This window comes from Microcoleus sp. Pol1C5 (genome assembly GCF_036701115.1).
Taxonomy (GTDB): Bacteria; Cyanobacteriota; Cyanobacteriia; order Cyanobacteriales; family Microcoleaceae; genus Microcoleus.
This window is the reverse complement of sequence record NZ_JAUBQE010000029.1, coordinates 52159-76941: the sequence shown is the minus strand read 5'-3', so window position 1 is coordinate 76941 and position 24783 is coordinate 52159. Positions and strand designations below refer to the sequence as shown.

Below are 24783 nucleotides of genomic sequence, written 5' to 3'. Positions count from 1 at the left end.
TGATATTAGCACTTCTCAAAAGCCGCTCCAACTAAAGACAAAGCCACAATCGGTGCTGTCACCGCTCTCAGAATTCTACTCCCCAAAGAAACAGCTTCAAAACCAAATTCTATCGCCCTTTTCACCTCACCCTCAGTCCATCCACCCTCCGGCCCAACAGCTATGACAATCGATAATTCTTCCTCAGCCGGGGGCGGGCACGGGGGCACCGCCCCTACAAAGGGGGGTTTTAAATTACCCAACAAACAATCCCACAAATGCCGATTGTCCCCGCGAGCTACACAAATATATCGATATTTTTGACCACAATCTTTTACAGCAAAATCAAACGAAATAGGCTCTAAAATCGTCGGCACAAATTGACGTTCCGACTGTTCCGCCGCCTCCGCAGCAATTCTCCTCCACCGCTCAACTTTTTGATCGCTTGGTTTGAGCAAAGTTCGATCGCTCGTTACCGGCACAATACTTGCCACACCCAACTCCGTCACTTGTCTCACAACCTCGTCAAAGCCGTTTCCCTTGGGCAAAGCCGCCATCAAAGTGACTTCCACTGGTAGCTCCCTGTTCACAGCAATCTCCTCTGCTATCGAGGCAAATAACCCGGTTTCCTGGGCTTCTAGGACTGCTAACCACCAATGCCCTCGGCCGTCCATCGCAATAAATCGATCGCCCGCTTGCAAACGTAGCACTCGATTTAAATAATGCTGCTGTTCCCTAGTTAAGTCGATTTTGCGATCGCAAATTTGAGTGACAGTAACTGCTAATCTTTGTAATTGAGGCATTGAATTTGGGATTGTTCGTTTTATATTAGAGATTTTTTTATTTAACCGCAGAGAACGCAGAGGAAGAGAGAATGAGAGGAGATAGGCAGGCGGGGTTTCAACTGTTCAAAAAACAATAAAGGCAAAGCATCTACAACCGGAATTCTTTTACAAATTCAAGTTTTTTTCTGCAAATGCTCTGCCTTTATATTACTGTTGCCAGAAGTCTATTGAATACAATCGAAAATCACAAAGCGAAAATCGAAAATCGGCTTATGCTTCCTCCTTAATCTTCTTTAAATAAGTGGAAATCGCCTCTGTAGCTAGCTGCGTGATTGGCTTGCCCTGACGGGCTGCTTCTTCCTTGAGCTCGTTGTAAATTTCATCGCGGACGCTAATTCGACGGCGGACTTTGCCACCGCCAGCAGTGGCAGTCTCGTTTTCCTCGCCGTTACTAGACGTAACTTCTAATTCATTAATCTCAGTTGTCATCGAGTCAGCAGATTGGTAGTTGGTTACAAATTGACGGATAGATTCTAACCCGACGCGATCGCAAAAATTGCCAAAACTCTCGCTCAGTTGCCGTTTTTGCTTGAAATAAACAAAAATCGGCTCCAGAAAAGCTTCAAAATCCTTGACGTGCAGCTTTTCCTCAATTGGTTTTGCCAGCCGCGTTTGGTCGGGAGAACCGCCCAGCCAAATCTGGTAGGATTCCGGCGAACTCCCGACAAACCCCAATTCTGCCATATAAGGGCGGGCGCATCCATTTGGGCAACCAGTCATCCGCACCACTAAATGCTCGTCTGCCAAGCCAACTTTGGTCAAAAGTGCGCGAATCCGCTCTAAAATGCTCGGCATCACCCGCTCAGACTCAGTAATCGCCAGCCCGCAAGTCGGCATTGCCGGACACGCCATCCCATAGCGCACTAAGGGGTCGATCGCTGTTTCCCGCTGAATGCCGCATCGATCGAGTATTCCCTGAATTTCCTGTTTGATATCCGGCGAAATATCGTAAATCAGCACGTTTTGGTGCGGCGTCGCCAGTACCGGCAAGTTGTACTTCTGCACGATTTCCCGCAAAGCCGTTTTTAGCTGAAATGAACCTTCATCCTTAATCCGGCCATTATCCACAGAAATGCCGACAAACAGCTTGCCGTCTCCTTGTTCGTGCCAGCCCAAGAAATCAAAATACTTCCACTCAGGCAGCGGTTTAAACGCTTCTAGTGGCTTGCCAAAATATTCGGCTACTTTTTCGCGGAACCACTGTACGCCTTTGTCGTTAATCAGGTACTTCAGTCGCGCGTGCCGTCTGTCTGTGCGATCGCCGTAATCTCTTTGGGTTGCTACAATTGCCTTGACCAAATCGTAAACATCATCCTTGGCAACATAGCAAATCTCATCCGCAACCCGCGCAAAAGTCTCTTCTTTATTGTGAGTACGACCCAAACCGCCGCCTGCAAACACGTCAAAACCTTGCAACTCGCCAGCTTCATTGGTAATTACCACCAAGCTCAAATCCTGAGAGTACAAGTCAATTGAATTGTCTCCGGGCACGGTAACGGAACACTTGAACTTGCGCGGCATATAATGGCTGCCGTAAATTGGTTCTTCTTTGTCATCGCTAAAGATTGTGCCGTTGCCGTTTTTCTGTCTCGCCGCCTTCACTGCGGGGTCTTCCTCTGCCGAAATAGCCTTTTCGCCGTCTAGCCAAATTTCGTAATAAGCACCGGTTTGCGGCGTTAGCAAATCGGCGACATTGTTAGCGTATTGCAGCGCATACTTGTATTCTGGGCGATTTTTGTATGGTGCTGGCGGTGCCATGACGTTGCGGTTCAAGTCGCCGCAAGCTCCCAAGGTTGACCCCATATTTTTAATAATTGAGGAAAACACTGTTTTAAGATTTTTTTTCAACACCCCGTGCAGTTGGAAACCTTGGCGCGTTGTGACACGGATCGTGTGGTTGCCGTATTCTTCAGATAGCTTGTCTAAGGCTAAGTATAATTGCGGCGGAGTGAACCCGCCGGGATTGCGGGTGCGGAGCATGAATTGATAGTCTTTTTCTTGTCCTTTAACTCGATTGTCGCGGTTGTCTTGCTGGTACGAGCCGTGAAATTTGAGAATCTGAATCCCGTCTTCGGTGAAGTGGGTTGTTTCTTGTAACAGTTCAGTCGCAACGGGTTCTCGTAAATAGTTGCTGCGTTCTTTGAGACCTTCTGATTTAGAGGGCTTGCGCGCAACAGGGGTTGAAGTGGAAGATGTGATCATGGGAATGTATAGTGCCAGTTATAATTAGATACAGCCGATCGAATATTTCTTGACAATTTGACACTTGACAAATTTGCACTTGACAAATCTCCTCAGAAATGCTGTGTCGGATCTGTTGACAACTCGGTTAACAACTAAGTTAACAAGTAAGTTAATAACGGTAATCCGCTAGGAATTCTGATGTTGTTCAATTGTAACACGATCGAGCCCGGCCTGAAAAATTGTAATTAAGAGTTTATACTTTCGATCGCTTAAGTGTACGAAACTTTAGAAATAATTAACCTCAACCTTTGAAACTATGTCACTGTATGACGAAGACACCTTTGTGGTCTTAGAAACAAACCAGTCAGAGCAGTTTTTGACGGCGGCGGAACTGTTAGAAAAGCTGAAAGCCGTGTTAACCGAGAAACACGAAGATTTGCCGCAGGACGTGGATAAAATATCTGGCGTGGAAGCTCAAGCCAAGTATTTAATTGATACTTATTGTGAATTAGATGTCGGGCAGGGAAAATATTTGCAGTGGTATGCAGTACGCTTGGAAAAGTAATTTTTGGGAATGGGCAACTGCGAATTGGCAATTATACTCAGCGTAGTCGAAGTATCGGGCATCGGGAATTACGAATTGGTAACAGTCAACAATTATTCAATTCTTAAATCTAAAATCCAAAATCCAAAATCTAAAATTGGTTAATCTTCCAACTGTTGAACCGATGATACTTCTACTGCAGTAACATCGATCGTACCGGGCGGTGTCAAGCGACTAAAATGACCTTCCTCTATTTTCAGAGGTTCGCCGCAGTTGGCACACTGAAACTGAGTTTGATTTAAAGCTGTAAATTCGTATTGACAAACTGGACAATTGTCCTCAATTAAATTGCGTTTCAGCCACCACTGAAGCGCGAAAAATGCGACCACAGGCGTCAGCAACAAAAAAGCTACTAAAATCAACACTGATTTAACTACCCAACCCAAACCAATAGACACCAACAAATACGCGATGCCCAGCAGTATCAGCCAATTGCTAATACGGGGTAGCTTGAAAGATATTTTGGGGGTGCCTTGGTTCACGGTGGTCTCCTTGGGTGTCTTTGCAGGTAGGCATAACTCTATCCTACTCAGAAATTCAGGCGGTCGATCGAGTTAATTTTCCCATTGTACACCCAGAAACCGCTCTCTACGGCATAAGCTTATTTGAGTCAGAGGATTAAAAACTTCCTTGTAAGGATTGACAAAGGGATTCAAAACTAAATCTTGCCAGGGTTTGTTCCCTCAACCAGTGGCGATCGCACCTTTTATCCTCCCCTCGCAGCATTTCCACACAAGCAACCGCTACTGCTGCTGAATCTCGGTGAGGAACTCGCCACCCTAGTTTACCATCTTGCAGCGGATCGGCCGACCCGTCCGCGTCCCCCGCGAGCACGGGTACTCCGCAAGCCAGCGCTTCCAAATAAACTATACCGAAGCCTTCCTGGGAGGGCATTACATAAGCATCGGCTAACTGGTAATGTGCTGCTAAATTTTCTGTCGGTACAAAACCCGCAAATATTACTCTTTCGGTAACTCCCAAATCATCAGCAAGTTTGGCTAATCTAGAGCGATCGTCTCCTCTGCCAATAACTAAGTATTTCACATTGGGAAAAGTTTCGGCTATTTGTGGCAAAGCTTGAATGGTGACATCAACGCCTTTGTAACTATCTGTCGATCGCAATCTGGCTACAGTCATCAATATTTTAGCACCAACCAAATTGTACTGCTCTAATAAATCCTGTGGCTTTGGCCCAGTCGTAAATATATTTTCATCTACAGTACAAGGCACTATTTGGAATTTTTCGGGATTTAAGTTGTTAAGTTCGCAAGTACGCGCGGCGAAGCTATCCCGTAGGGAATCGCGCGTGTACCTGCTAATAGTCCAAATACTGTCAGCTTGTCTCATTGCTGTTTGATATTTGGGCGGAAGCGGTTCCCACACTTCCTTGCCGTAAGTTAAAATTGTGTAGGGAATTCGCAGCGGCTGGCATAAAGTTTGAATTAGCGGTGCGAGTTTGATGTGACCGCAAAAAACCCGCTGCGGTCGTTTTTGGAGCAATCGAGTTAGTAATAATGTAGCAAACTTAAGACGGCCCAACCAGGGATTCTCGGTTTTGAGGTAAGAAAATTTTAGATTTTTTGACTCGTAAGGATTGTTGCAGTCTGGGGAATCTCGCAACAACAAAACTTCAGCTTGCGGCGGCGAGTTCGTGTTTCCGGTTATTGACACGTAAGCTTTGAAAATGTCTTGAACGTAGGATTGAATGCCGCCTTCGCTGGCAAATATTTCTAGGAAACAGAATAGGTGATTGGCCGATCGCATCTCAGATTTACCCATTGACAGCGAAGAAAATTATTGCATTATAGTGATTTTGTCAAAAAGGGCGATCGCCATTATCCAAAGCTTTTAAACCATGCCATGATGACTGTAATTACAGGTTTTACAAGCAAATATTTGACTCGCCTACTCTGACCGTTGGTTTTGAGCGACGATCTGCTTTTTTATTAGGGCTTTTTAACGGGCTGCATCGGTAAGTGCGAAACTTTGTTTATAGTTTACTATAATCTACCATAATTGACTGTAAACTTAATGATTTTTTACAATATCCTACCCCAAGCAAAATTTAAGATTTATTAAGTTGATGCGGCGCGTCCGAGCAGACTGAGGATTAGCAGATGGTGTCGATCGAGGATATCGTATTTTTAGTCTTTAGTAAAAGTATTGTCTATCCAAAGATAGATATAGAGCCAGTCTTTAATTGTTATCATCAGCAAGATAGAGAGTTAAATTTAATGTGACTCTGCCAGGTTTTAAAAGCAATTTCTGAAAGATTTTGTCGAAAATATCCTCCTAAAAATTTGTCACGCCTTGCCAAAAATTAATGCTCATAAAGCATTAAATAAATATTAATATCGTTGATTATTTTGGCATCGAGGAGATAGTTTAAATGTTCATCTTTTCGGTTGACAAAAGTAGTCTGGCGAGCCGAGTGAAAAATTTTTACGAGCAGAAAATAAACACGATCTCGTACAATCATGTACAAAGAAAAGCCGCTCACCTAAAACATTAGGTATTCGAGCTTAAACCTAATAAAGCTAATGTTAGGTTGGCAAGGTCATATTTACGAGCGACTCTCTCCAAATGAGCCTTCATTGGAGTTTGAGGTGAAACGAGTAACGATCGCACTCAGTCTTTTTAGTCTACTCAGCAGCACTCTGGCAAGTTGCACAGCCACTTCCCGGAACGCTCAAAACAGCATACAAACCAGCAACTCCGAACTTTCATCAGTTGCTGTAGCAGTCCGCGACCTCGGTAATCCATTCTTCGTACAAGTTGGCAAGGGCGCTGAGGCCGAAGCCAAGAAAATCGGCGGTGCAAACGTGAGGACAACTCTCGTTTCCAGCGGCGACGATTTAAATCAGCAATTTAATCAAATCGAAAACTTTATTGCCTCTAATGTCAGCATGATTGTACTCAATGCTGCTGACACCAAAGGCATTGCCCCCGCTGTCGAAAAAGCCAAGCAAGCCGGAATTCCGATAATTGCAGTTGATACCGCCGCCGAGGGAGGCGTGGATGCCACAGTTACTTCAAATAACGTGCAAGCTGGCGAAGTAAGCTGTCAATATATAGCCGATCGCTTGAAAGGAAAAGGCAGCGTTGTGATTATCAACGGGCCTCCCGTCGCTTCAGTCGTCGAGCGAGTTCAGGGGTGCCAAAGTGTCTTCTCCAAATATCCCGATCTCAAAGTTCTTTCCAAAGATCAGAACGCAGAAGGCAGCCGCGATGGCGGGTTAAGAGTGATGAGCGATTTGCTTACTTCCTTCCCAAAAATTGATGCTGTTTTTGCCATTAATGACCCCTGTGCCATTGGTGCAGAATTAGCAGCAAAACAAGCACAAAGAAGCGAGTTCTTTATTGTGGGAGTCGATGGTGCACCTGAAGCTTTAGATGCGCTCAAACAGAACAACAGTCTCTTTGTGGCTACAGCAGCTCAAGATCCATTTCGCATGGCAGCCAAGGCCGTTGAAGTCGGGAACGACATTCGGAAAGGAAAAAAGCCAGCCAATCCAAACATTCTGATTCCAGTCGCGCTGATTACTCGCGAAAACGTCAATCAACATAAAGGCTGGACAAGTGAGTGACATTCTTCGTGTCAAGTTAAGACTAAAACCCTTGAGGAATCCCGTTTTTCCCCGAGTCTAGATCCCCCTACATCCCCCTTAAGAAGACCCACTTTGAGAATAATCTTCTCCCCCCTTTAAGAAGGGGGGCTAGGGGGGATCTAAGTTTAATAGTCAAGCAGATTTCCTTACGGTATTTACAATGGTAAATAGCACTCAAGATTCAATTAAAACTAAGCCCGTACTCGAAATGCAAGGTATTACAAAAACCTTTCACGGTTTTACCGCCTTGCACGATGTAAATATCACCGTTTACCCAGGCGAAGTCCACGCCCTCATGGGGGAAAACGGTGCGGGCAAAAGTACGCTGATGAAAATTCTGGCGGGAGCCTACATAGCTGATGCAGGCGAAATCAGAATTGACGGTCAAGCTGTTAAGATGACAGACCCCGGTCAAGCCAGAAATTTAGGGATAGCGATTATTTATCAAGAACTCAATCTCGCCCCCAATCTGACAGTTGCTGAAAACATTTTTATGGGCAGCGAGCTGAAGAAAGGAGGTACATTTTTAGACCAAGATGAAATGCGACGTAGGGCTGCTGAGGTCTTAAAAAACCTCGACGCAAGTTTTGATGCTGGAGACTTGGTTTCCACACTTTCAATTGCCGAACAGCAGCAAGTGGAAATAGCTAGGGCGCTCAAAGATAAAAGCAGAATTTTAGTGATGGACGAGCCGACGGCTGCGCTTTCAGATCGCGAAACAGATAAGCTTTTTGAAGTGGTTCGCCGTTTGCGGAATGAGGGCATTGCTATTATTTATATCAGCCACCGGATGGAAGAGATTTATGCTCTTGCCGATCGCGTGAGCGTCATCCGAGATGGCGGGTATATTGGCTCTCTGGAAAAGCACGAAATTTCTGCCAATCGCTTGGTGGAAATGATGGTGGGTCGTTCTTTACAGGATTTGTACGAAAACAAGCATCAAATAACACCGGGTGCTGTTGTTCTTGAGGTAACAAATTTAAGCGACGGCCGCAAAGTAAAGCCTGCCACTTTTCAACTTCATGCGGGCGAAATTCTGGGTTTAGCTGGTTTAGTTGGCGCGGGCAGAACAGAACTTGCCCGCCTGATTTTTGGTGCCGATCGAAAGACAAGCGGTGAAATTAAACTCGAAAATCGTCCTCTGAATGTCTCGACACCCAATGAAGCAATGGCCGCCGGAATTGCTTACGTGCCAGAAGATCGCAAGGCTCTCGGACTATTTTTGGAGGCAAGTTCGGGTGAAAATATCACCATGAATGTCCTCGATCGAGAAGCAAAAGCTGGCATTATTAACTCAAATTTTCTGTTGAAAATTGTCAATGATGCTATTAATAATTTGCAGATTCGCCTTGCAAGCCCGAGCATCAGGGCAATGGATCTTTCTGGGGGTAATCAGCAGAAGTTGCTGCTAGCGCGTTGGTTGGCTATCAACCCAAAGGTACTTTTGCTAGATGAACCGACGCGGGGTGTGGACATTGGCGCCAAAAGCGAAATTTATCGAATTATTAGCGATTTGGCAGCCAAGGGTGTAGGTATTTTAATGATTTCTAGCGAACTGCCGGAAATTGTGGGAATGAGCGATCGCGTCTTAGTGATGCGCGCAGGAAGCCTTGTCGGTGAAGTAGGCGGCTCGACTGGGGAAAAGATTACGCAAGAAAACATTATGGCTTATGCCACTGGTGCAAAAGAGGTAGTAAAATCATGAGTCAAACGCAAACAAAAACCAGCAGAAGTTCAGGGAGCGATCGCCAAAAAGCCAGTAAAGCTCAAGCTTGGAAAAATTTCATCCAAGTGGCCGGTATCCTGCCGATTTTGGTTGGCATCTGTATCATTTTTTCCCTGGTAACGCCCAACTTTCTTTCAGTAGGAAATTTGATCAATGTCATCCGGCAAGCATCGATCAATATTGTCCTTGCTACAGGCATGACTTTTGTGATTTTGACGGGGGGAATTGACCTTTCAGTAGGGTCAATTTTGGGCGTGACTGCAGTTGTGGGGGTGCTGGTTTCCTTAGTTCCAGGTCTCGGTTGGTTTGCTGTACCGGCTGCGTTAATAGCCGGAGTATTTTTAGGATTACTTAACGGCTCGCTAATTGCCTATTTAGGTTTGCCTCCGTTCATTGTAACCCTGGGTTCTTACACAGCTTTGCGGGGAGTTGCTTATTTAGTAGCTAACGGCACTACAGTTATCAATAGAAATTTGAATTTTGCTTGGGTAGGTAACAATTATGTCGGGCCAATTCCCTGGTTAGTTATTATCGCTTTTTTAGCAGTTTTAGCGAGTTGGTTTGTCTTGCGACGGACTGTTCTAGGGAGGCATATTTATGCCGTGGGAGGCAACATTCGGGCAGCACGATTGACAGGTATTAAGGTGAGTCGGGTGCTGTTATTTGTCTATGGCGTGAGTGGGTTGCTTTCTGGTTTAGGTGGAATTATGAGCGCGTCGCGCCTCTACAGTGCGACGGGGATGTTGGGGCAAGGCTACGAATTAGATGCGATCGCTGCTGTAATTTTGGGAGGAACCAGTTTCACAGGTGGAATTGGCACTATTTGGGGTACTTTGCTGGGGGCTTTAATTATTGCCCTGCTAAACAATGGACTAACTCTCATGAACGTGTCTTTCTTCTGGCAGTTAGTTGTCAAAGGTCTGGTGATAATTATCGCAGTGACGATTGACAAAGTTCGCACCGGTTCAAGCGCAGCGTAATATTGCTAATTCGGTCGATCGGTTCCTTATGCGGAGCTTTGTCCTATGCACATCCAGCATTTTCCTCACCTGATTACTGCTTTTATACTGGGATCACCTGCGGTATTTGTACTAACATCATCCTCAATTTTTGCTGCACCAATTGATAGATTAGTTGCTCCTGAACCGTTAAAGACCTTGGCAGAAAACCCCTTCGCGCAGGTGAATTCTGTCTCTCAACTCTCGGATGTAAAACCAACTGACTGGGCGTTTCAGGCGCTGCAATCTCTAGTAGAACGCTACGGCTGCATTGTCGGTTATCCCGACGGCACCTACAGAGGAAACCGCGCGCTGACACGGTACGAATTTGCAGCAGGATTGAATAGCTGTCTCGATCGAGTCAGCGAACTAATTGCCACAGGAACAACCAACCTGATTACTCGGGAAGATTTAGCGATCGTCCAAAAACTGCAAGCAGAATTTGCAACAGAATTATCGGTGTTGCGGGGTCGAGTCGATGCTCTCGATGCACGCACAGCAGAACTAGAAGCGAATCAGTTCTCGACTACTACGAAGCTGAATGCGGAAATTATCGTGGTGGTAACAGATACCTCGGGTAACAGTGTTGGGGATTCGCGCGATCGCACCAACACTATTGTTGCCAACCGGGGGCGATTAAATTTTGAAACCAGTTTTACCGGTCGCGATATGCTGAGAACCCGTTTGGAATTCGGCAACTTGGGCAGGATTGCCGACAATACGGGTACAAATATGACGGCCTTGAACTTTGATGGCAATGTTGACAACACAATCACCGTCCCTCACGTATTGTATGTGACCCCGCTGACCTCTAATCTGGCGCTGACCGTGGGCCCGACAGGTGTTGGGTATTCCGATATTACCGATTTGCTGACTCCTCCCACGATCGCCAGCGATAGTGAGGGAATTCCCTCGAAGTTCGGACAATACAGTCCTCTCTACCGCCGGGGAGGTGGGGGTGCTGCTGTCAACTGGACGATCGTCAAAAACCTCACCCTGACTGTGGGCTATATCGCAGGAAATCCCAATCTCTCGCAGCAAAGTAACGGTTTATTCAACGGTTCCTACAACGCTCTGGTTCAGCTTGCCTACCGGGGCGATGGCGGAGCAATTGGCGTAGCCTATTCTCGTACCTTTGCACCAAGCGGTAAAGCCGACCTCACAGGCGGTACGGGCAGTTTTCTGGCTGCGCGACCGTTTGGGGACAATATTGCTACATCCAGCGATTCTGTAGCCGTACAAGGATTCTACCGCCTTGCTCCCCGGTTGCAAGTTCACGGTTGGGGCGTTTATACTCGCGCCAATGCAGAAAATTCCGGTGTTAGCAGCGTTTCTGATGGTAGAGGTGGCGTGGTTTTGCTAAATGTTGACGGCGATGATCGCGCTGATATTGTGTATGCAGCGATCGGGATCAGTTTCCCAGATGTGGGAGGTGAAGGCAACCTACCGGGGATTTTAATGGGTTTGCCAGGTCGCGTGACGAGCAGTAATGTGCGCCGCGAGCGAGATACTTCCTATCACATTGAAGCGTTCTATCGCTTTCAGGTCAACGACAACATTTCCATCACCCCTGGTGTTTGGGCCGTTGTTAATCCTGAGAATGACAGCCGCAACGACACTCAATGGGTTTGGTTGCTCCGCACTGGCTTTAACTTTTAACCGGAAAGATATTTTAGGACTTACTAACCTAGTCCTGGACGCAAAAACCCAGTTTCTTGACGTAATTGCCTCATCTGAGACGATAATCGCGAGAAACTGGGTTTTTTAGACTGATAGTGCGTCCAGGACTTCAATTTCATCCTACACAACAAAAAACCCCTACCATCGCTGGCTGGGGTAGAAAATTATCAGGGTGCATCTACTAATATTTGCAAGTATAGCAGACATTTGTGGGGTGTCACCCTTCAGGGGTAATACCCAACGAAATTATAAGTCAGAATAACTTATAACTTAATATGTAAATGATTAACAAAGCTTTTATATCATCTCGTTTTGTCCCAGCCGATCTAAAATTTAAGATTTAGAATAAATCTGTGCTAGACCTCAAATTAATCCGAGAAAACCCGCAAGCCGTGCAAGAAAGCCTCAACCTGCGCGGAGGTAACTATGAAATCGAGCCGATTTTGCAACTAGACAGACAGCAGCGGGAGTTGGAAGGCAAGCGATCGCAACTGCAAGCCCGCAGCAACGAAATTGCCAAACTCATCGGTCAAAAAAGAAAATCGGGTTTACCCCTCGAATCTCCCGAAGTTCAGGAACTGCAAGCAGAAGGCAACGCAGTCGGCACCGAGTCGAACCAACTGCAAGCACAGGAAAAGGACCTAAAAGCTCAGATAGAAGCTTTATTGCTACCGCTGCCAAACTTACCGAGTCCGTCAACGCCGATCGGCAAAAATGAAGAGGAAAACGTCGAAATCCGGCGCTGGGGAGACGAATACATACCCCAAAATTCCGGTATTTTACCGCACTGGGAAATCGGCGAAAAATTAGGAATTATCAACTTTGAACGGGCTGTAAAAATCGCTCAGCCCCGCTTTGTGAGCTTAATGGGAGCCGGGGCTGCCCTGGAAAGAGCGATTATTCAATTCATGCTCGATCGCCACACAAAAGCTGGTTATGTAGAAGTAATTCCCCCATTTTTAGTTAACACTGAATCCCTGACCGCTACTGGTCAATTACCCAAATTTGCTGAAGAAAGTTTCAAGTGCGATCAAGACGATTTGTGGTTAATTCCTACTTCCGAAGTTCCGGTTGTCAATTTGTACCGAGGTGAAATTTTGACAGCAGAACAGTTGCCAATTTATCACTGTTCTTACACTCCTTGCTTTCGTCGCGAAGCTGGCAGTTACGGCAAAGATACGAGGGGATTAATTCGATTGCACCAATTTAATAAAGTTGAATTAGTAAAACTCGTGCATCCGAGTACCTCCGAGGCAGAGCACGAAAAATTAGTGCAGGATGCTGAGGGAGTTTTACAGGCGCTGAAATTGCCTTATCGGGCGATCGCACTGTGTACGGGCGATTTAGGTTTCGCGGCAGCCAAAACCTACGATTTAGAGGTGTGGCTGCCATCTGCAGGCAAATACCGCGAGATTTCCAGTTGTTCCAACGTCGCAGATTTTCAGGCGCGGCGGGCAAATATTCGCTTTAAAGAAGCGGGTAAAAAAGGCACTCAATTCGTTCACGCCCTCAACGGTTCCGGTTTAGCTATAGGTCGCACAATGGCAGCAATTTTGGAGAATTACCAGCAGCCAGACGGAACTGTAAAAGTGCCGGAAGTGCTGCAACAATACTTGGCGAGGGAAGTTTTGTAATAGTTTTGAGTTAAAAATGGGGTAAGGTGCGCACTGCGCACCCTACAGTTTGAGCAAGGCTTCTTTGATATTTAATGCTAAAAATCTATCCAAGGCGAGATACATCCAGTAAACAGATAACTGACTATCACTGCTAGTCTTCTGAAATCCCAAGACCAGGCACAGTTTTTCGTACATGGGGTGAATCATCAGGGTGTACAAGTCGCAAAGATTGGGAAAATCTGTTTGCATTTCGCCTAAAACTTTTTGTGTGTCTTCGAGAAAAGCAATGCGGTATTCTGACAAATACTGCGGATCGATCATCCAACTGCGGACAAATACTGACTGGCAATTTAGATCTCCTGGTAGCGCCATCTTGAAAGGATCGATATCGGAAATAGAACTTAAATGAAGCCCTTTACTAGCAGCATTAAAAAAATTTACTTCAGATTCGCTAGCTGTGGGATAAAGTAAGTAAAATCCGACGGGATTGAGATTATCTGAGCGGCGCAAAACTCGCATTCCCTTTGAGTATTGACTGGCAAAAAACCGGAGTATTTTAGCAATTTTGTGGGGAACTGCGTTAGTGTTTCGGTTCATCCAGTTGTAATTGGTGGCTAATAAATTGGCAACCGGAATCGCGTCGCACCGGGGGTCAAAATTATCTAATTGGAGTTGTACAGGCTTTTGAGGTTCGGCGGCCTCTAAAATTTCTGAAACAGGTTGAATTTGAATTGCCGTAGCGTTACCATCAAAGTGTTTTGCGATTAATCCGAGTGCTGCTAATTTATCTAACATCATTCCGGCGGCGCGATCGCTTCCGCGATCGGAATCACAGTAAAATAGTTCGGCGGCTTCCCGGTGAGTGCACTGCACTTCTGTTGCTGGCACTTCCAGTTTCGCCAGCGGTGGTTTGAGACGGGGCTGGCTTTCCTGAAGCTGTTTCACCGATAAGTAAACCCAAAGCCTGATAAAGCATTCAGCCCTAGTGCGAGTTACGCCTACTCGTTTCATCAACAGCGAAACAGCCGTGCGGCGTTGAGAAGGAGAATACCAAGTATCTAGTTTTGCAATATCCATTTGAGTCGGGAAGCTGCGAAGGAACTCTAGTTACATATTGGCTCAATTACATAAAACTTCACCCCGCTTCAGATTACTTGTTGCCGCTGTTGCTCAACTTGCCTGATTTCCGGCGACTCTACAAGATAGCTGGTTTCTCCTTGCAAGTTCACTGCTTCACAAAGCACCATCAATTTTAGATATTTTCTGCCTTGATTTAACAAAACAACGAACCCGACTAAATTAGCAACTTTGGAGGTTTACGCCATGTACAGTGCTTATATCAATCGGATGGGAAAATTTTTGCCGGGAGAACCGATTAATAATGATGAGATGGAAGAATATCTCGGCAAAGTTGCCTCGCGCCCTTCGAGAGTCAGGCAGCGAATTCTCAACAGCAACGGCATTCAACAGCGCTACTACGCGATCGACAAACAGCAGCAAACACTATATTCTAACAGCCAAATGGCAGCGTTTGCCGTCCGTGACGCGATTTCTCAGTCAAATCTGGAACCGGGGGCGATCGACTTATTGGCCTGCGCTACCACTTTACCAGACTTATTAGTACCGGGATTTGCCAGCACAGTACACGGGGAACTTTCCGAATTATCTCCCCTAGAAATAGTGTCAACTCAAGGAGTTTGCTGTGCCGGAGTTAGTGCTTTAAATTACGCCGCCTCTCAAATCGAACTCGGCAAAAAACAAACCGCCATTGCCGTCGCTTCCGAATTTCCCTCGCGCCTGTTTAAAAACACCAAATTTGAAGCAAAGACTTCAGTGCAAGCCGGAAAACCCCTGCCTTTCGATACAGAATTTCTGCGCTGGATGCTCTCCGACGGTGCGGGAGCATTGTTGCTCCAAAACCATCCTAACGCGACAGGAATCAGCTTAAAAATAGAATGGATTGAGCTAATTTCCCACGCCAACGCCTATCCTGTTTGTATGTATTCAGGATTAGCTAACGAAACATCCACTAAAAGCTGGTTGGATTATTCCTCCTATCTCGATGCAGCCACAGCGGGAGCTTTTGACTTGCGGCAAAATATTCGCTTGCTTGAAAATGTAATGAAATTAGGCGTTGAAGGTTGGCTGCGGCTGATTAAAGCCGGGAGAGTTTGTCCGCAGGAAATCGACAGGCTGCTGTGCCACTATTCGTCTCACTTTTTCCGGGGGCAAATTGTAGAACTTCTGGAACAAGCAGGCTGCATGATTCCTGAAGAAAAATGGTTTACTAACTTATACAGTCGGGGAAATACAGGCTGCGCCTCGATTTATTTAATGTTAGAGGAATTGTTCAATTCGGGCAAGTTGCAGCCTGGAGAGAAAATCTTTTGTTTTGTCCCGGAAAGCGGTCGCTTTACAACGGCATATATGATGTTAACTGCTGTGGAAAATACCCATAAGCCTATGAGTTCTCAAATTTCTAACTTTCATGAGGTTCCCGAAGCTTCGCCTCTCGAAAGCGTTAAACCCGAACACCCCAACTCTCCGCAAGCTTATTTGTTGCGGGAGTTAGCATGGATTTGGCTGAAGTTCGATCGCGAAATTCGTTCCGTTCCTATTGTCCGCAAATTGTACCGAGGAGAGTTTACAATAGAAGATTATCAAGCTTTGCTGTGCAATCTCCGGCCGCAAGTTGTAGAGGGATCTCGCTGGATTGCTCGCGCTGCTTCTAACATGAGTGACTTTCGCCTGCGATCGACTTTTATCGGCCATGCCCAAGACGAACACCGCGACTATCAAATGCTAGAACAAAATTATGTTTCTGTGGGCGGTGAATTGGCAAAAATTGTGGAATATGATAAGAATATTGGCAGCGAAGCACTATCAGCTTTTATCTTCCACCAAGCATCGCGGGAAAATCCGGTCGATTTAATTGGCAGTATGTTTATTATCGAAGGATTGGGCAATCGGTTGGCGGGAAAGTGGGCAAAACAAATTCAAGAAACTCTCGGTTTGCAATCAGAACAAGTATCGTTTTTAGCGTACCACGGAGCTAATGACGAGTCGCATTTAGCCAAACTGGAAAATTTGATTAATGCCGAATGGATGACAGATGATATTGCCCGCCACATTGTCAAAACCGCTCGCGTTACTGCTCGTTTATATTTGCTGCAATTGGAGGAAATTCGCTAATGCAAAAGCTGCAAAGACAAGATACCGAAAATCTCCCAGATGAGCGAAAAATCCCTTACGCTACCAAACCCTATAACCGCCGAGATCCGAATGTTTGGGATGTACTGTTTTGCGATCGATCTATTCCCGTCGATTTAGTGGCAAAAGCCTACATGATCCGGGATTTGCAAAACTGGACTCGCAGTTATTTGCTGATTCCGATCAAAGTAATTGCTAACTTGTTGCTGGCGGTAATTATGACAACAAAGCGCCTGTTGCCATTTCAATTCCGCGCTTACACTTTAATGCACAAATCGGCTGCATTTTTCCTAAATAACTTTGTCTCGCCAGAAGCTTGTTATTTAATTGTCCGACACATCTGCATCGGCTCCAACATTATCAACTTCTTGATTGACAACGGTCCGGACACCGAGATAGAAAAGTCAAAGCTTTATCCGCGCACTGTAAAAGATTTAGCGGACAATGCGTTTCTCGAACACGACTTAATTCTCTATAACTTTGTCTGGGACTACAACCAGGCCATGCTGACAAATCCTAACTGGTTGCAAGCCGTCAAAAAACGGGGAATAAATTATGATAGTATTCAACCAGTAGAAGTTGCCATAGATTTTGAAAAACGCAGATGGCTAAACATTCTGGATTTAGAATCGGCGATCGAATTGTTTAAAGTCTTTTATTCTCTGTGTTTGACTAGCGACGAATTTGCGCGAGCAGTGATGTCGCTTCAGTTAGATGAAAGTTTCGGAGTGTACGTCAGCGAGATTACCGGAAATTGCGACTGGAATCATGTAATAGTCAACCGCCATCCGCTAGCGCCCAACAGTCCGTTTAATGCGGCCCGCGACTTGTTTTTGCACGGAATAATTGCGGAATATCTCTATCGCTATTTGGAACTGCAAAAAGAAATGAGAAATGTTTCAAAGTAAGGTGCTTAGGTAAGTGGAACTTAAGCACCTTACGAATATAAGTAGCGCGTCCAATAACTTTTTGCGTAAGTCCTGAAATTTGAAAGAATGGTTAATTTTTAGGTCAAAAATTAATATGAGAACTCAAGCTGCTGCTAGCTGTGCTTGTTCTGCTGCTTTGGGCAAAGTCTGATTTACCACAATCCACTTGCCTGTAATTGGGTCGCGGTAAGTAATAAACGGATTAGATTTTAAAGGTTGACTGCAAGGTTTAGCGCCCATTTGTACACACTCCCAATAAATGGTATTGAATAACTACTACAACACCATACCTTTAATAATCGGCTATTTTGCCTAAAATCCGCGTGATTTACAACTCAACAATAGGTGATATTTTAGGTGTGTTTTGGTGACAGATAACACTAGCTAATGTGATTTAAAACTGCGTTGGCAGTGAGCAGTATCACCAAAAACCTTCCGAAAAAAAAATCTGCCTTCTGGTTTTTACCTTCTACCTTTAAGAGGGCCACTACTTTCAGTATACATCTGATATTATTAAGTAAGGTAAAGACGTTTATCAGAGATCCCCTCACAAACTTATGGTGCTATTTGGATTTGGCAAAAAGTCGAGCCTGCCCTCTCCCCAAGAGGCATTACCGGGACGGGCAGAGTCGATGTCGGTACCGGCAACTCACTTTGTTAACGGCAATCCGCTCAAACCTCCCTTTCCAAACGGCATGGAGACTGCCTTGTTTGGTCTGGGCTGTTTTTGGGGAGCAGAACGCAAATTTTGGCAGCAAAATGGAGTTTTTTCGACTGCTGTTGGCTACGCGGCCGGGATTACTCCGAATCCTACTTACAACGAAGTTTGCAGCGGGATGACGGGACATAATGAAGTAGTTCTGGTTGTGTTCGATCCCAAAGTAATTAGTTACGAAACGCTGCTCAAAGTTTTTTGGGAAAGTCACAATCCTACTCAAGGAATGCGTCAGGGCAATGATTCTGGTACTCAGTACCGATCGGGAATTTACACGTATTCAGCCAGCCAAAAGCAGCTAGCTGAAGCTTCGCGCGATGCTTACCAACAGGCTTTGACTGCGGCCGGTTACGGCAAGATTACCACTGAAATTATTGATGCTCCTGAGTTTTATTACGCAGAAAGCTATCATCAGCAGTATCTTGCTAAAAACCCGAACGGTTATTGCGGTTTGGGCGGTACTAAGGTTTGTTTGCCTGCTATGTCTCAGGCTTAAAAATTGACACAGCTTAGGGATAGGGACACATAGTTCAGGACAAAACATTGTTGTGTCCTTAAAACATATATCAGGACACAACAATGTTGTCTCCCTACAATATATCGGGTAGGCAGTTGCTCCTAGTCCGCAACAAAAAGCGGAATATTTTAGTAGTATTTGAAAATGGGTAATAAATGCTGAGTGCTGTTGTAATTATCAATCTACTAATATCTGTGGTCTGTTTTTATATCGCTGCGAAGGTGTGGAAAATGCGGCGGACGATCGCACGTTTGGAAATTCGGATCGCAGCAATCCAACGCTGTAGCAGCAATGTCCTCAGTATGTCGCCGGATTTCCTTGGTAAAAGGCAGCAAGGTACCCGCCAACTGCGACTACGTTATCAACAACTGGAATTGCAACTGCAACAGGTTCAGCAACTTTTGGGATTGCTGGGTTTGGGACGGATGCTTTGGTCCAGGCGCGATCGACGTTTGAGGTAAGCTATCCTAAAATTGCTGCCCGTGCTGACTCAGTAGGATTTTCAACAATATTTCTACCTTTGTAAAGGGCTGCGATCGGGCAAACGTGCCTAAAATTGGTGTATGGAGAGAAGTTATAAAAATGTCAACTAAACGTTCAGGATTATTTATTGGCGGTTTGCTTGTGGGTTCTGCGATCGGCGCCGTGACTGGCTTGCTGATAGCACCGCGACCAGGCAAGGAGACGCGGCAGATATTGAAAAAATCGGCAGATGCTTTGCCGGAGTTGGCGGAAGATTTATCGACTAGCGTGCAGTTGCAGGCCGATCGACTTTCTGAAACTGCCATCCGGAATTGGGACGAAACTTTGATTAGACTCAAAGAGGCGATCGCGGCAGGTTTGGAAGCGACTCAGCGGGAACGCCAAACCCTGTCGGAAGCTGAAGCTGAAGTGAGTCCCCCGTCGCGCCCTCCCATCCGCTAAATGGCATGAAATTCTCAACCCCCAATCCCAGATTCCAGTGAGCGATCCCATATTTTGGCTAGGACTTTCGATTTTGCTAGTGGCAGTTAGCCTGACTGCTGTTTTAGTGACTTTAATACCTGCGGTGCAAGCGCTGGCACGGGCGGCCCGCAGCGTGGAAAAGCTCGCTGACACGCTTTCTCGCGAATTTCCGCCCACTTTGGAGGCGATTCGGTTGACGGGGCTGGAAATTAGCGAGTTGACGGATGATGTCAGCGAGGGAGTACAAAGTGCGGGCGAGGTTGTCAAACAGGTCGATCGAAGTATTGGTACCGCCAAAAAGCAGGCGCAAAACGTGCAGGTAACTACTCGCAGCGTGGTGACTGGGATTAAGGCTGCTTGGAAAACTTTAACTCGGAAGCCGCCGATTTCTGGGACAAATCGCCGGTCAACAGATAGATTGTCGCCGAGTCAAAGAAGTGCGATTTCGCTGAGGGATTCGAGTTTGGAGGAGAGGTATTCTGGGGTTTACGGTGCGGGTGCGAGTAATGGGGAATCGTCCCGGTTGAGGAGTAGCGAGGGTTCGGGTTTGCCGGGGGATGCTGAAGAGTTTGAGGAAGTGTCGAACGATTCTTGATTGCATCCAATTGCTCATCCTTCCTCAACAGCACAGCCATCCCACCAGCAAGGATTCTTATCAATAAAATCCATCAAAGCATCATACTTAGGCGAACCCTTTTGTTCCACATATTCCAAAGCCCCCCAACTTCCCCACTTACTAAATGAACTCACATCCACAAAGTGCATAAAAAGACTGCCTCCAGCTTGTTTCCAACTATTTAGTAATTGGGTGTAGATATCATACATTTCTGGGCGCCTATTTAATTCCATAAAAAACTTGGTCAGTTTTTCGTTATTCTCAACTCCTTCAATACCTACAATATGTTGACCCCCCTCGTAAACAAATAACTTGAGACCTTTTTTTTGAGCCACCTCTAAGAAATACTTAAAATCATTATCCACATCAGACAAACTATCTTTGAACCCCGGCAGTAACCCGCCCTCTTTTAATTGCTTAAAAGCTTTGCCAAACCCGCCATCGGCGTCATTCAACCAAGATTCTACTTTGCTGACACCTTCTTTCCCGCCCAAGTTGCCACTAAAATATCCCCCTATAGCATAGGCATCTATGCCGTGTTGATAACAAGGTTTATTGCCCTCAGCTACCCAATATGGACAATCTAAAGCATAATTTCCTAACTCTCTCCAAGCTCTTTGAGTTCCTAACACGCAGACAACTCGGTTCTTTTGCTCCCCAAAGACGCCTTTCCAGATATCGCACATTTGAGCACTACGCATTCCGTGCCATTGCATAAAAGCATCGCCTTTATCTCCCCACCTCGCTTTACCTTGTTTCAAAGCATAATTCGATTGTGGAAATGACCAATTCCAAACCTCATTAGAATACTCTACATTAACTTTCAGCTTGGGATCTAAACTATTTTTGACCATTTTAGCAAAGTTGGTTATATATTCATCCGTAGCCTGATGTGGCATATTAAACCAGGGTTCTGCTTTGACTTTGTTAGCTAACTTCACCATAACTTCTATGGGAACATTTCCTCTGTAAGCATAGGATATACTTTCAGGTTTAGGTCGGTTAGACCAGTTTTTTTGTCCCGAACCATTTGTCCCCATCCAGTCCATAAAACGCAAGACTCTAAACTTTTTAATCTTGTCTATAAACAGCGGATTAAATATTTCACCCCTTTGATAAAGCTGTTCATCTTGAGACTGAACAACTTTAATATTGCGGATATAGTTCCCCGTTTTCTTTGGATCGGTAGCAGTAATTATAATCATTATGCCTCCACCTTGTGTGGCATCGACATTAATGATATCCCTCCCAGGTTTCGACGCAGCCTCATCTTTTTTGGCATCCAAGCTATATTCGATCGCACCTTCACCTTCATAAGTAACAATATATTGCCCTGAAGGATAGCGATTGGGGATTTCCCTAAGTAATAGGGTACTTACCCTAGTATATTTAGGAGCATCTTCGGGGGATGGAAGAGACTTTACCCACCCATTTTCATCAAGATTTAAAAGATTATACTCATCAGTATCCCATTCACCTTTACAGTTTGGTTGTCCGCTGACGCATTGAGTTATCCATTGTCTAGAAGATTTGAAAGCATCTAAAAAGGGTAATTGTGTTGAGTAGTCAGCAATACCATTAAGCCCAACTCCTAAAGAAGAGCGAGAATTTGATGTATTTTGTACATCTGCACGCACAGCTACTTTGTTATCTACTTGCCGTGCTGCTGTGGGAGAAATATTAGTTGTTAAAGCCCAACATCCGGGAATAAAAATGACAAAAATTAATAAACCCAGGACAAAGCCTAGAGCTTTGTTGTTTGATCTGATACTTAATCGAAACATAAATTTGACTAAAACTTGATTGTTTTAGGTAAAATCGAAGCGGGTGAGGCAGCTTTAATTTTTATATGTTATCAAAAAGCTCCTTCTCAAACTATCAGCTATAAGATTATTAACATTTTTCTCTCTCAGTGGAGGCGCGATCGCCCTTTCTGTCCCCAAGTGCGATCGCCAATCTAATCCTCTTTATCCAAATCTTCTTTTTTCGGAGTTTCTGAAATTGAGGGGAATTCTAGTCGAAGGTTAATATCAATTGATACTGTACCAGGGTAAGAGCATCTCAATTAGGGTGGACATAAGGAATCAGAGGAATCTAATGTAGAGTCTATGAAAAAAGATGTGAGAACTTAAATCATATAATCGTTGTTTATAGATGTCCGTTTCATTTTTTGTCAGAGACTACGTTTATAAGCCTGTTAGCGATTGAGAGCGTTGAGTCCAATACGTTGTAGAATAGTAAAATTGCGCTGACTGTGGAAAGAGCGAATCCGGCAAGCATCTTCAGCAAAAATACAATCGAGAGTCCAATGGGCTTCGTTTTCAATCCCTCAATTTTTACGGATATCTTGACCAATAAGTTGAGGATTACTATCTAAAGAAGTTAAATAAAACTGAACTTCACGAGTAGTTTGGTTCCAAAGATGACGTACACGTACAACCATTACCAGGCTTTGCAATCCTGCCTAGATTTTAGGTTAACAAAGTTGAGGAATAGCACTAACGGGTACAGTTCAAACTTCCCGAATTTCCCTGCGGTAATGTCCTGTTTCAATACGTTTGACATAGCTAACATCAACCAAATGAAAATTCTGCGCTTGCGCGGTTTAAAACCATTGCTGAACTTGATTATATAAAGTTTGGTGATTGGCTTTAAGTGCTAGGACATAATCACCTTTATCCTGGATAATCTTATTGGCAATCTCTGTTTGTGTCCCCATAGCATCAATGGTGATAATCGAGTCTGTGATATTCAGCAACTCTAATAATGCGGGAATGGCTGTAATCTCATTAGATTTATCTTCTACTTTCATCTGTGCTAATACCAGACGTTGCGTACTCGGCTAGGCACTAATTAGATGAAGGGCTGCAAAGCCTTGATTTCGGTCCTATGAACCCCTAATTGTCTTGCCATCTCTAGGTATAATCTCTCCTGCCATATTCGCGACCAAGGTTTCTACCCAATTGAGAAAACACTGATTTAAGGCTTCTGAATCTATGCACTCAAAGACCGACGAAACGTATCATCTGAAGGAATACCGTCTGGTAATGCCAAAAAATATTTTAACCAGGTTTGTTTATTGATGCCGTAGTTCTCGATGTCTTCCTATCCCGCTCGCGCCGCCAATTATGGCTAATCTTGCAATTACTAAAATGTCGGTGAGTTGATGTTTCTTAGTTCGCTCTACTCTGGGGTCTTTTAATCCTCCAAATTGTTTGACTAAACTATTTTGAATAACTCCCATTTCTACCACAGCTTTGGGATTTTTTACAGGGCAAGAACTTTTTTTTGGCATCAACAGATTTAATTTTAAAGCCTTGAGACACAATGATGTTTCTTAGAGATTGTGTTTTTAGAGAGATTTCTCTCCTTTACCATGCTCGGTTCTTGTCTGTCAAGTACAATTCCTACCAAATTTGATGAGCTTACCCTAGCCACGTAAAGTGCGATCACTTATTCAGCAAGCCCTACTTAATATGCTAATTTTTATCAAAAGATGCCCCAAATTCTTGCGGGGCAAGAATTTTTAGCAATATTTAACTTAAATTCATGCGTTTTTTCAGTTAATTAAGACGTAGTTTAGTTTGTGGCTACTTAAACTAATATTTAATCACACTAAGTACGCAAGAGCCTATTTTTTGATTGTTTATCGACACGCAACACTTTGGTGTAAAATATCATCACTTCAAACCCAATAATAAGGCGATTCCGCCGATCGCACCAACTACCCCCAAAACAGCCCGACTGCTCACTTTTTCGCCCGCCAGCACCGCTAAAGGCAGTATAAATAGGGGACTGGTAGAACTGAGTGTTTGAGCGATTGCTGCGGGTGCATATTTCAGCGAAGTCTGTTGCAAAAAAATTCCGAGATAGGTTCCTAAAAAAGCTGCCAGAATTATGGCACCTAATATTTTTGAGGATTTTAATAGGTTGAAACTATCAAGGTTTCTTGGCTTAAAAAAGCACAGCATGACTGCCATACCACCGCTCAAACGCAAGGCCGCCGTCCACAGAGGATCGATATCTATTTGAGTGAAGGCTGCGCGGGATAAAATTGCTCCAGCGGCGTGGCTTGTTTGTCCTAATAAACTAATACCTAATCCCTGCCAAAGATGTTTTGATGATAAGGTTGTTTCGGCTGTTCGTTCGGCAATTACCCAAGCTACGCCGCAGATTGTTAAAAGAATGCCAGTACAAGCAACGGGCGATAACTTTTCTTGCAAAAATATTAAGCCTAATAAAGCCGTTAAAGGAGGAGATAGGGTTTCTAAAAGCAGCGTTCGCCTCGCGCCTAAATATTTTAATACGATAAAGAAAGCGGTGTCTCCGATGCCAATTCCTAGGCCGCCGCTAATCAGCAGCATTGCTAAAATATTAGGGTTGATTGCGGGTAAGGGTTTGCCTAAAATTAGTACAGTGGCAAGGAGCATGAAAAGGGCGATCGCGCCTTTGAGCAAGTTTAGCACCACTGCAGGGATTTGCTGTCCTACTCGCTGCCAGATGGTGGAAGATAGAGCCCAGACAAATGCAGCGCCTAAAGCGGCGATTTCACCCATAAAATTTGTTGACTGTTGACTGTTGACTGTTGTCATTAGTTACCAATTCGCAATT

General features: G+C 44.8%; 20 protein-coding genes and 1 pseudogene. 12 read left to right on the top strand and 9 right to left on the bottom strand.

The window, feature by feature from the left end:
* Positions 1–5: 5 nt before the first annotated feature.
* Both QUA23_RS17425 and sir read right to left on the bottom strand, forming a co-directional pair.
* Positions 6–782 (bottom strand): 16S rRNA (uracil(1498)-N(3))-methyltransferase, encoded by a 777-nt coding sequence (locus QUA23_RS17425; protein ID WP_333077361.1) that lies wholly within the window; start codon positions 780–782, stop codon positions 6–8.
* A 252-nt stretch (positions 783–1034) separates the two neighbouring features.
* Entirely contained in the window at positions 1035–3026 is a 1992-nt protein-coding gene (gene sir / locus QUA23_RS17420; RefSeq protein WP_333077362.1) for a sulfite reductase, ferredoxin dependent, read from the bottom strand.
* Between the two features lie 298 nt (positions 3027–3324).
* Here sir and QUA23_RS17415 point away from each other — a divergent pair, with 298 nt between their 5' ends.
* Entirely contained in the window at positions 3325–3573 is a 249-nt protein-coding gene (locus tag QUA23_RS17415; RefSeq protein ID WP_333077363.1) for a chlororespiratory reduction protein 7, read from the top strand.
* Positions 3574–3713: 140 nt separating this feature from the next.
* Here the strand turns inward: QUA23_RS17415 and QUA23_RS17410 are convergent, their stop codons facing one another.
* Together QUA23_RS17410 and QUA23_RS17405 are read right to left on the bottom strand one after the other, a co-directional pair.
* Positions 3714–4094 carry a hypothetical protein gene (locus QUA23_RS17410; protein ID WP_333077364.1) on the bottom strand — a complete coding sequence of 127 codons (381 nt, stop codon included), beginning with the start codon at positions 4092–4094 and terminating at the stop codon, positions 3714–3716.
* Positions 4095–4230: 136 nt separating this feature from the next.
* Complete coding sequence (locus QUA23_RS17405) at positions 4231–5391, bottom strand: glycosyltransferase family 4 protein (RefSeq protein ID WP_333077367.1); 1161 nt, start codon at positions 5389–5391, stop codon at positions 4231–4233.
* A 761-nt stretch (positions 5392–6152) separates the two neighbouring features.
* Between QUA23_RS17405 and QUA23_RS17400 the strand changes: the two genes are divergently transcribed.
* The 5 genes from QUA23_RS17400 to serS all read left to right on the top strand — a co-directional run bounded on the left by QUA23_RS17400 (position 6153) and on the right by serS (position 13258).
* Positions 6153–7199, top strand: a complete 1047-nt coding sequence (locus QUA23_RS17400; protein WP_333077368.1) for an ABC transporter substrate-binding protein — start codon at positions 6153–6155, stop codon at positions 7197–7199.
* Positions 7200–7380: 181 nt separating this feature from the next.
* Entirely contained in the window at positions 7381–8925 is a 1545-nt protein-coding gene (locus QUA23_RS17395) for a sugar ABC transporter ATP-binding protein (protein WP_333077370.1), read from the top strand.
* Positions 8922–9926, top strand: coding sequence for an ABC transporter permease subunit (locus tag QUA23_RS17390; protein WP_333077373.1), 1005 nt, complete (start codon positions 8922–8924; stop codon positions 9924–9926). Before QUA23_RS17395 ends, QUA23_RS17390 begins: the two co-directional genes overlap by 4 nt.
* Before the next feature lie 45 nt (positions 9927–9971).
* Positions 9972–11603, top strand: a complete 1632-nt coding sequence (locus QUA23_RS17385; RefSeq protein ID WP_333077374.1) for an iron uptake porin — start codon at positions 9972–9974, stop codon at positions 11601–11603.
* Positions 11604–11977: 374 nt separating this feature from the next.
* Positions 11978–13258, top strand: coding sequence for a serine--tRNA ligase (gene serS / locus QUA23_RS17380; protein ID WP_333077375.1), 1281 nt, complete (start codon positions 11978–11980; stop codon positions 13256–13258).
* Positions 13259–13300: 42 nt separating this feature from the next.
* Here the strand turns inward: serS and QUA23_RS17375 are convergent, their stop codons facing one another.
* Positions 13301–14317: a hypothetical protein gene (locus tag QUA23_RS17375; RefSeq protein WP_333077376.1), complete on the bottom strand. Its 1017-nt coding sequence runs from the start codon at positions 14315–14317 to the stop codon at positions 13301–13303.
* A gap of 246 nt (positions 14318–14563) precedes the next feature.
* Between QUA23_RS17375 and QUA23_RS17370 the strand changes: the two genes are divergently transcribed.
* Positions 14564–16432 (top strand): beta-ketoacyl-ACP synthase III, encoded by a 1869-nt coding sequence (locus QUA23_RS17370; RefSeq protein WP_333077377.1) that lies wholly within the window; start codon positions 14564–14566, stop codon positions 16430–16432.
* The gene (locus QUA23_RS17365) at positions 16432–17358 is read left to right on the top strand and encodes a DUF6999 family protein (RefSeq protein ID WP_333077379.1); all 927 of its coding nucleotides are present in this window, start codon (positions 16432–16434) and stop codon (positions 17356–17358) included. Before QUA23_RS17370 ends, QUA23_RS17365 begins: the two co-directional genes overlap by 1 nt.
* A 123-nt stretch (positions 17359–17481) precedes the next feature.
* Here QUA23_RS17365 and QUA23_RS17360 read toward each other — a convergent pair whose 3' ends face one another.
* On the bottom strand, positions 17482–17619 hold the full coding sequence (locus QUA23_RS17360; protein WP_265236679.1) for a hypothetical protein: 138 nt from the start codon (positions 17617–17619) through the stop codon (positions 17482–17484).
* A 317-nt stretch (positions 17620–17936) separates the two neighbouring features.
* On the opposite strand from QUA23_RS17360, the gene msrA reads away from it, so the two are divergent.
* From msrA to QUA23_RS17340, 4 genes are all read left to right on the top strand, one after another.
* Positions 17937–18590, top strand: a complete 654-nt coding sequence (gene msrA / locus QUA23_RS17355; RefSeq protein ID WP_190731749.1) for a peptide-methionine (S)-S-oxide reductase MsrA — start codon at positions 17937–17939, stop codon at positions 18588–18590.
* Positions 18591–18766: 176 nt separating this feature from the next.
* Positions 18767–19072 (top strand): hypothetical protein, encoded by a 306-nt coding sequence (locus tag QUA23_RS17350; protein ID WP_333077380.1) that lies wholly within the window; start codon positions 18767–18769, stop codon positions 19070–19072.
* Positions 19073–19193: 121 nt separating this feature from the next.
* On the top strand, positions 19194–19535 hold the full coding sequence (locus QUA23_RS17345; protein ID WP_006632275.1) for a YtxH domain-containing protein: 342 nt from the start codon (positions 19194–19196) through the stop codon (positions 19533–19535).
* A 37-nt stretch (positions 19536–19572) separates the two neighbouring features.
* Positions 19573–20151, top strand: a complete 579-nt coding sequence (locus QUA23_RS17340; protein ID WP_333077381.1) for a DUF948 domain-containing protein — start codon at positions 19573–19575, stop codon at positions 20149–20151.
* Positions 20152–20165: 14 nt separating this feature from the next.
* On the opposite strand, the gene QUA23_RS17335 is transcribed toward QUA23_RS17340, so the two are convergent.
* From QUA23_RS17335 to QUA23_RS17315, 3 genes and pseudogenes are all read right to left on the bottom strand, one after another.
* A complete protein-coding gene (locus QUA23_RS17335) occupies positions 20166–21956 on the bottom strand; it encodes a cellulose-binding protein (RefSeq protein ID WP_333077383.1) in 1791 nt (596 codons plus the stop codon).
* Between the two features lie 392 nt (positions 21957–22348).
* Positions 22349–23467, bottom strand: a pseudogene (locus QUA23_RS31075) (ISAs1 family transposase); the annotation flags it as partial.
* Between the two features lie 385 nt (positions 23468–23852).
* Positions 23853–24728, bottom strand: a complete 876-nt coding sequence (locus QUA23_RS17315; RefSeq protein WP_333077433.1) for a DMT family transporter — start codon at positions 24726–24728, stop codon at positions 23853–23855.
* Positions 24729–24783: the final 55 nt, after the last annotated feature.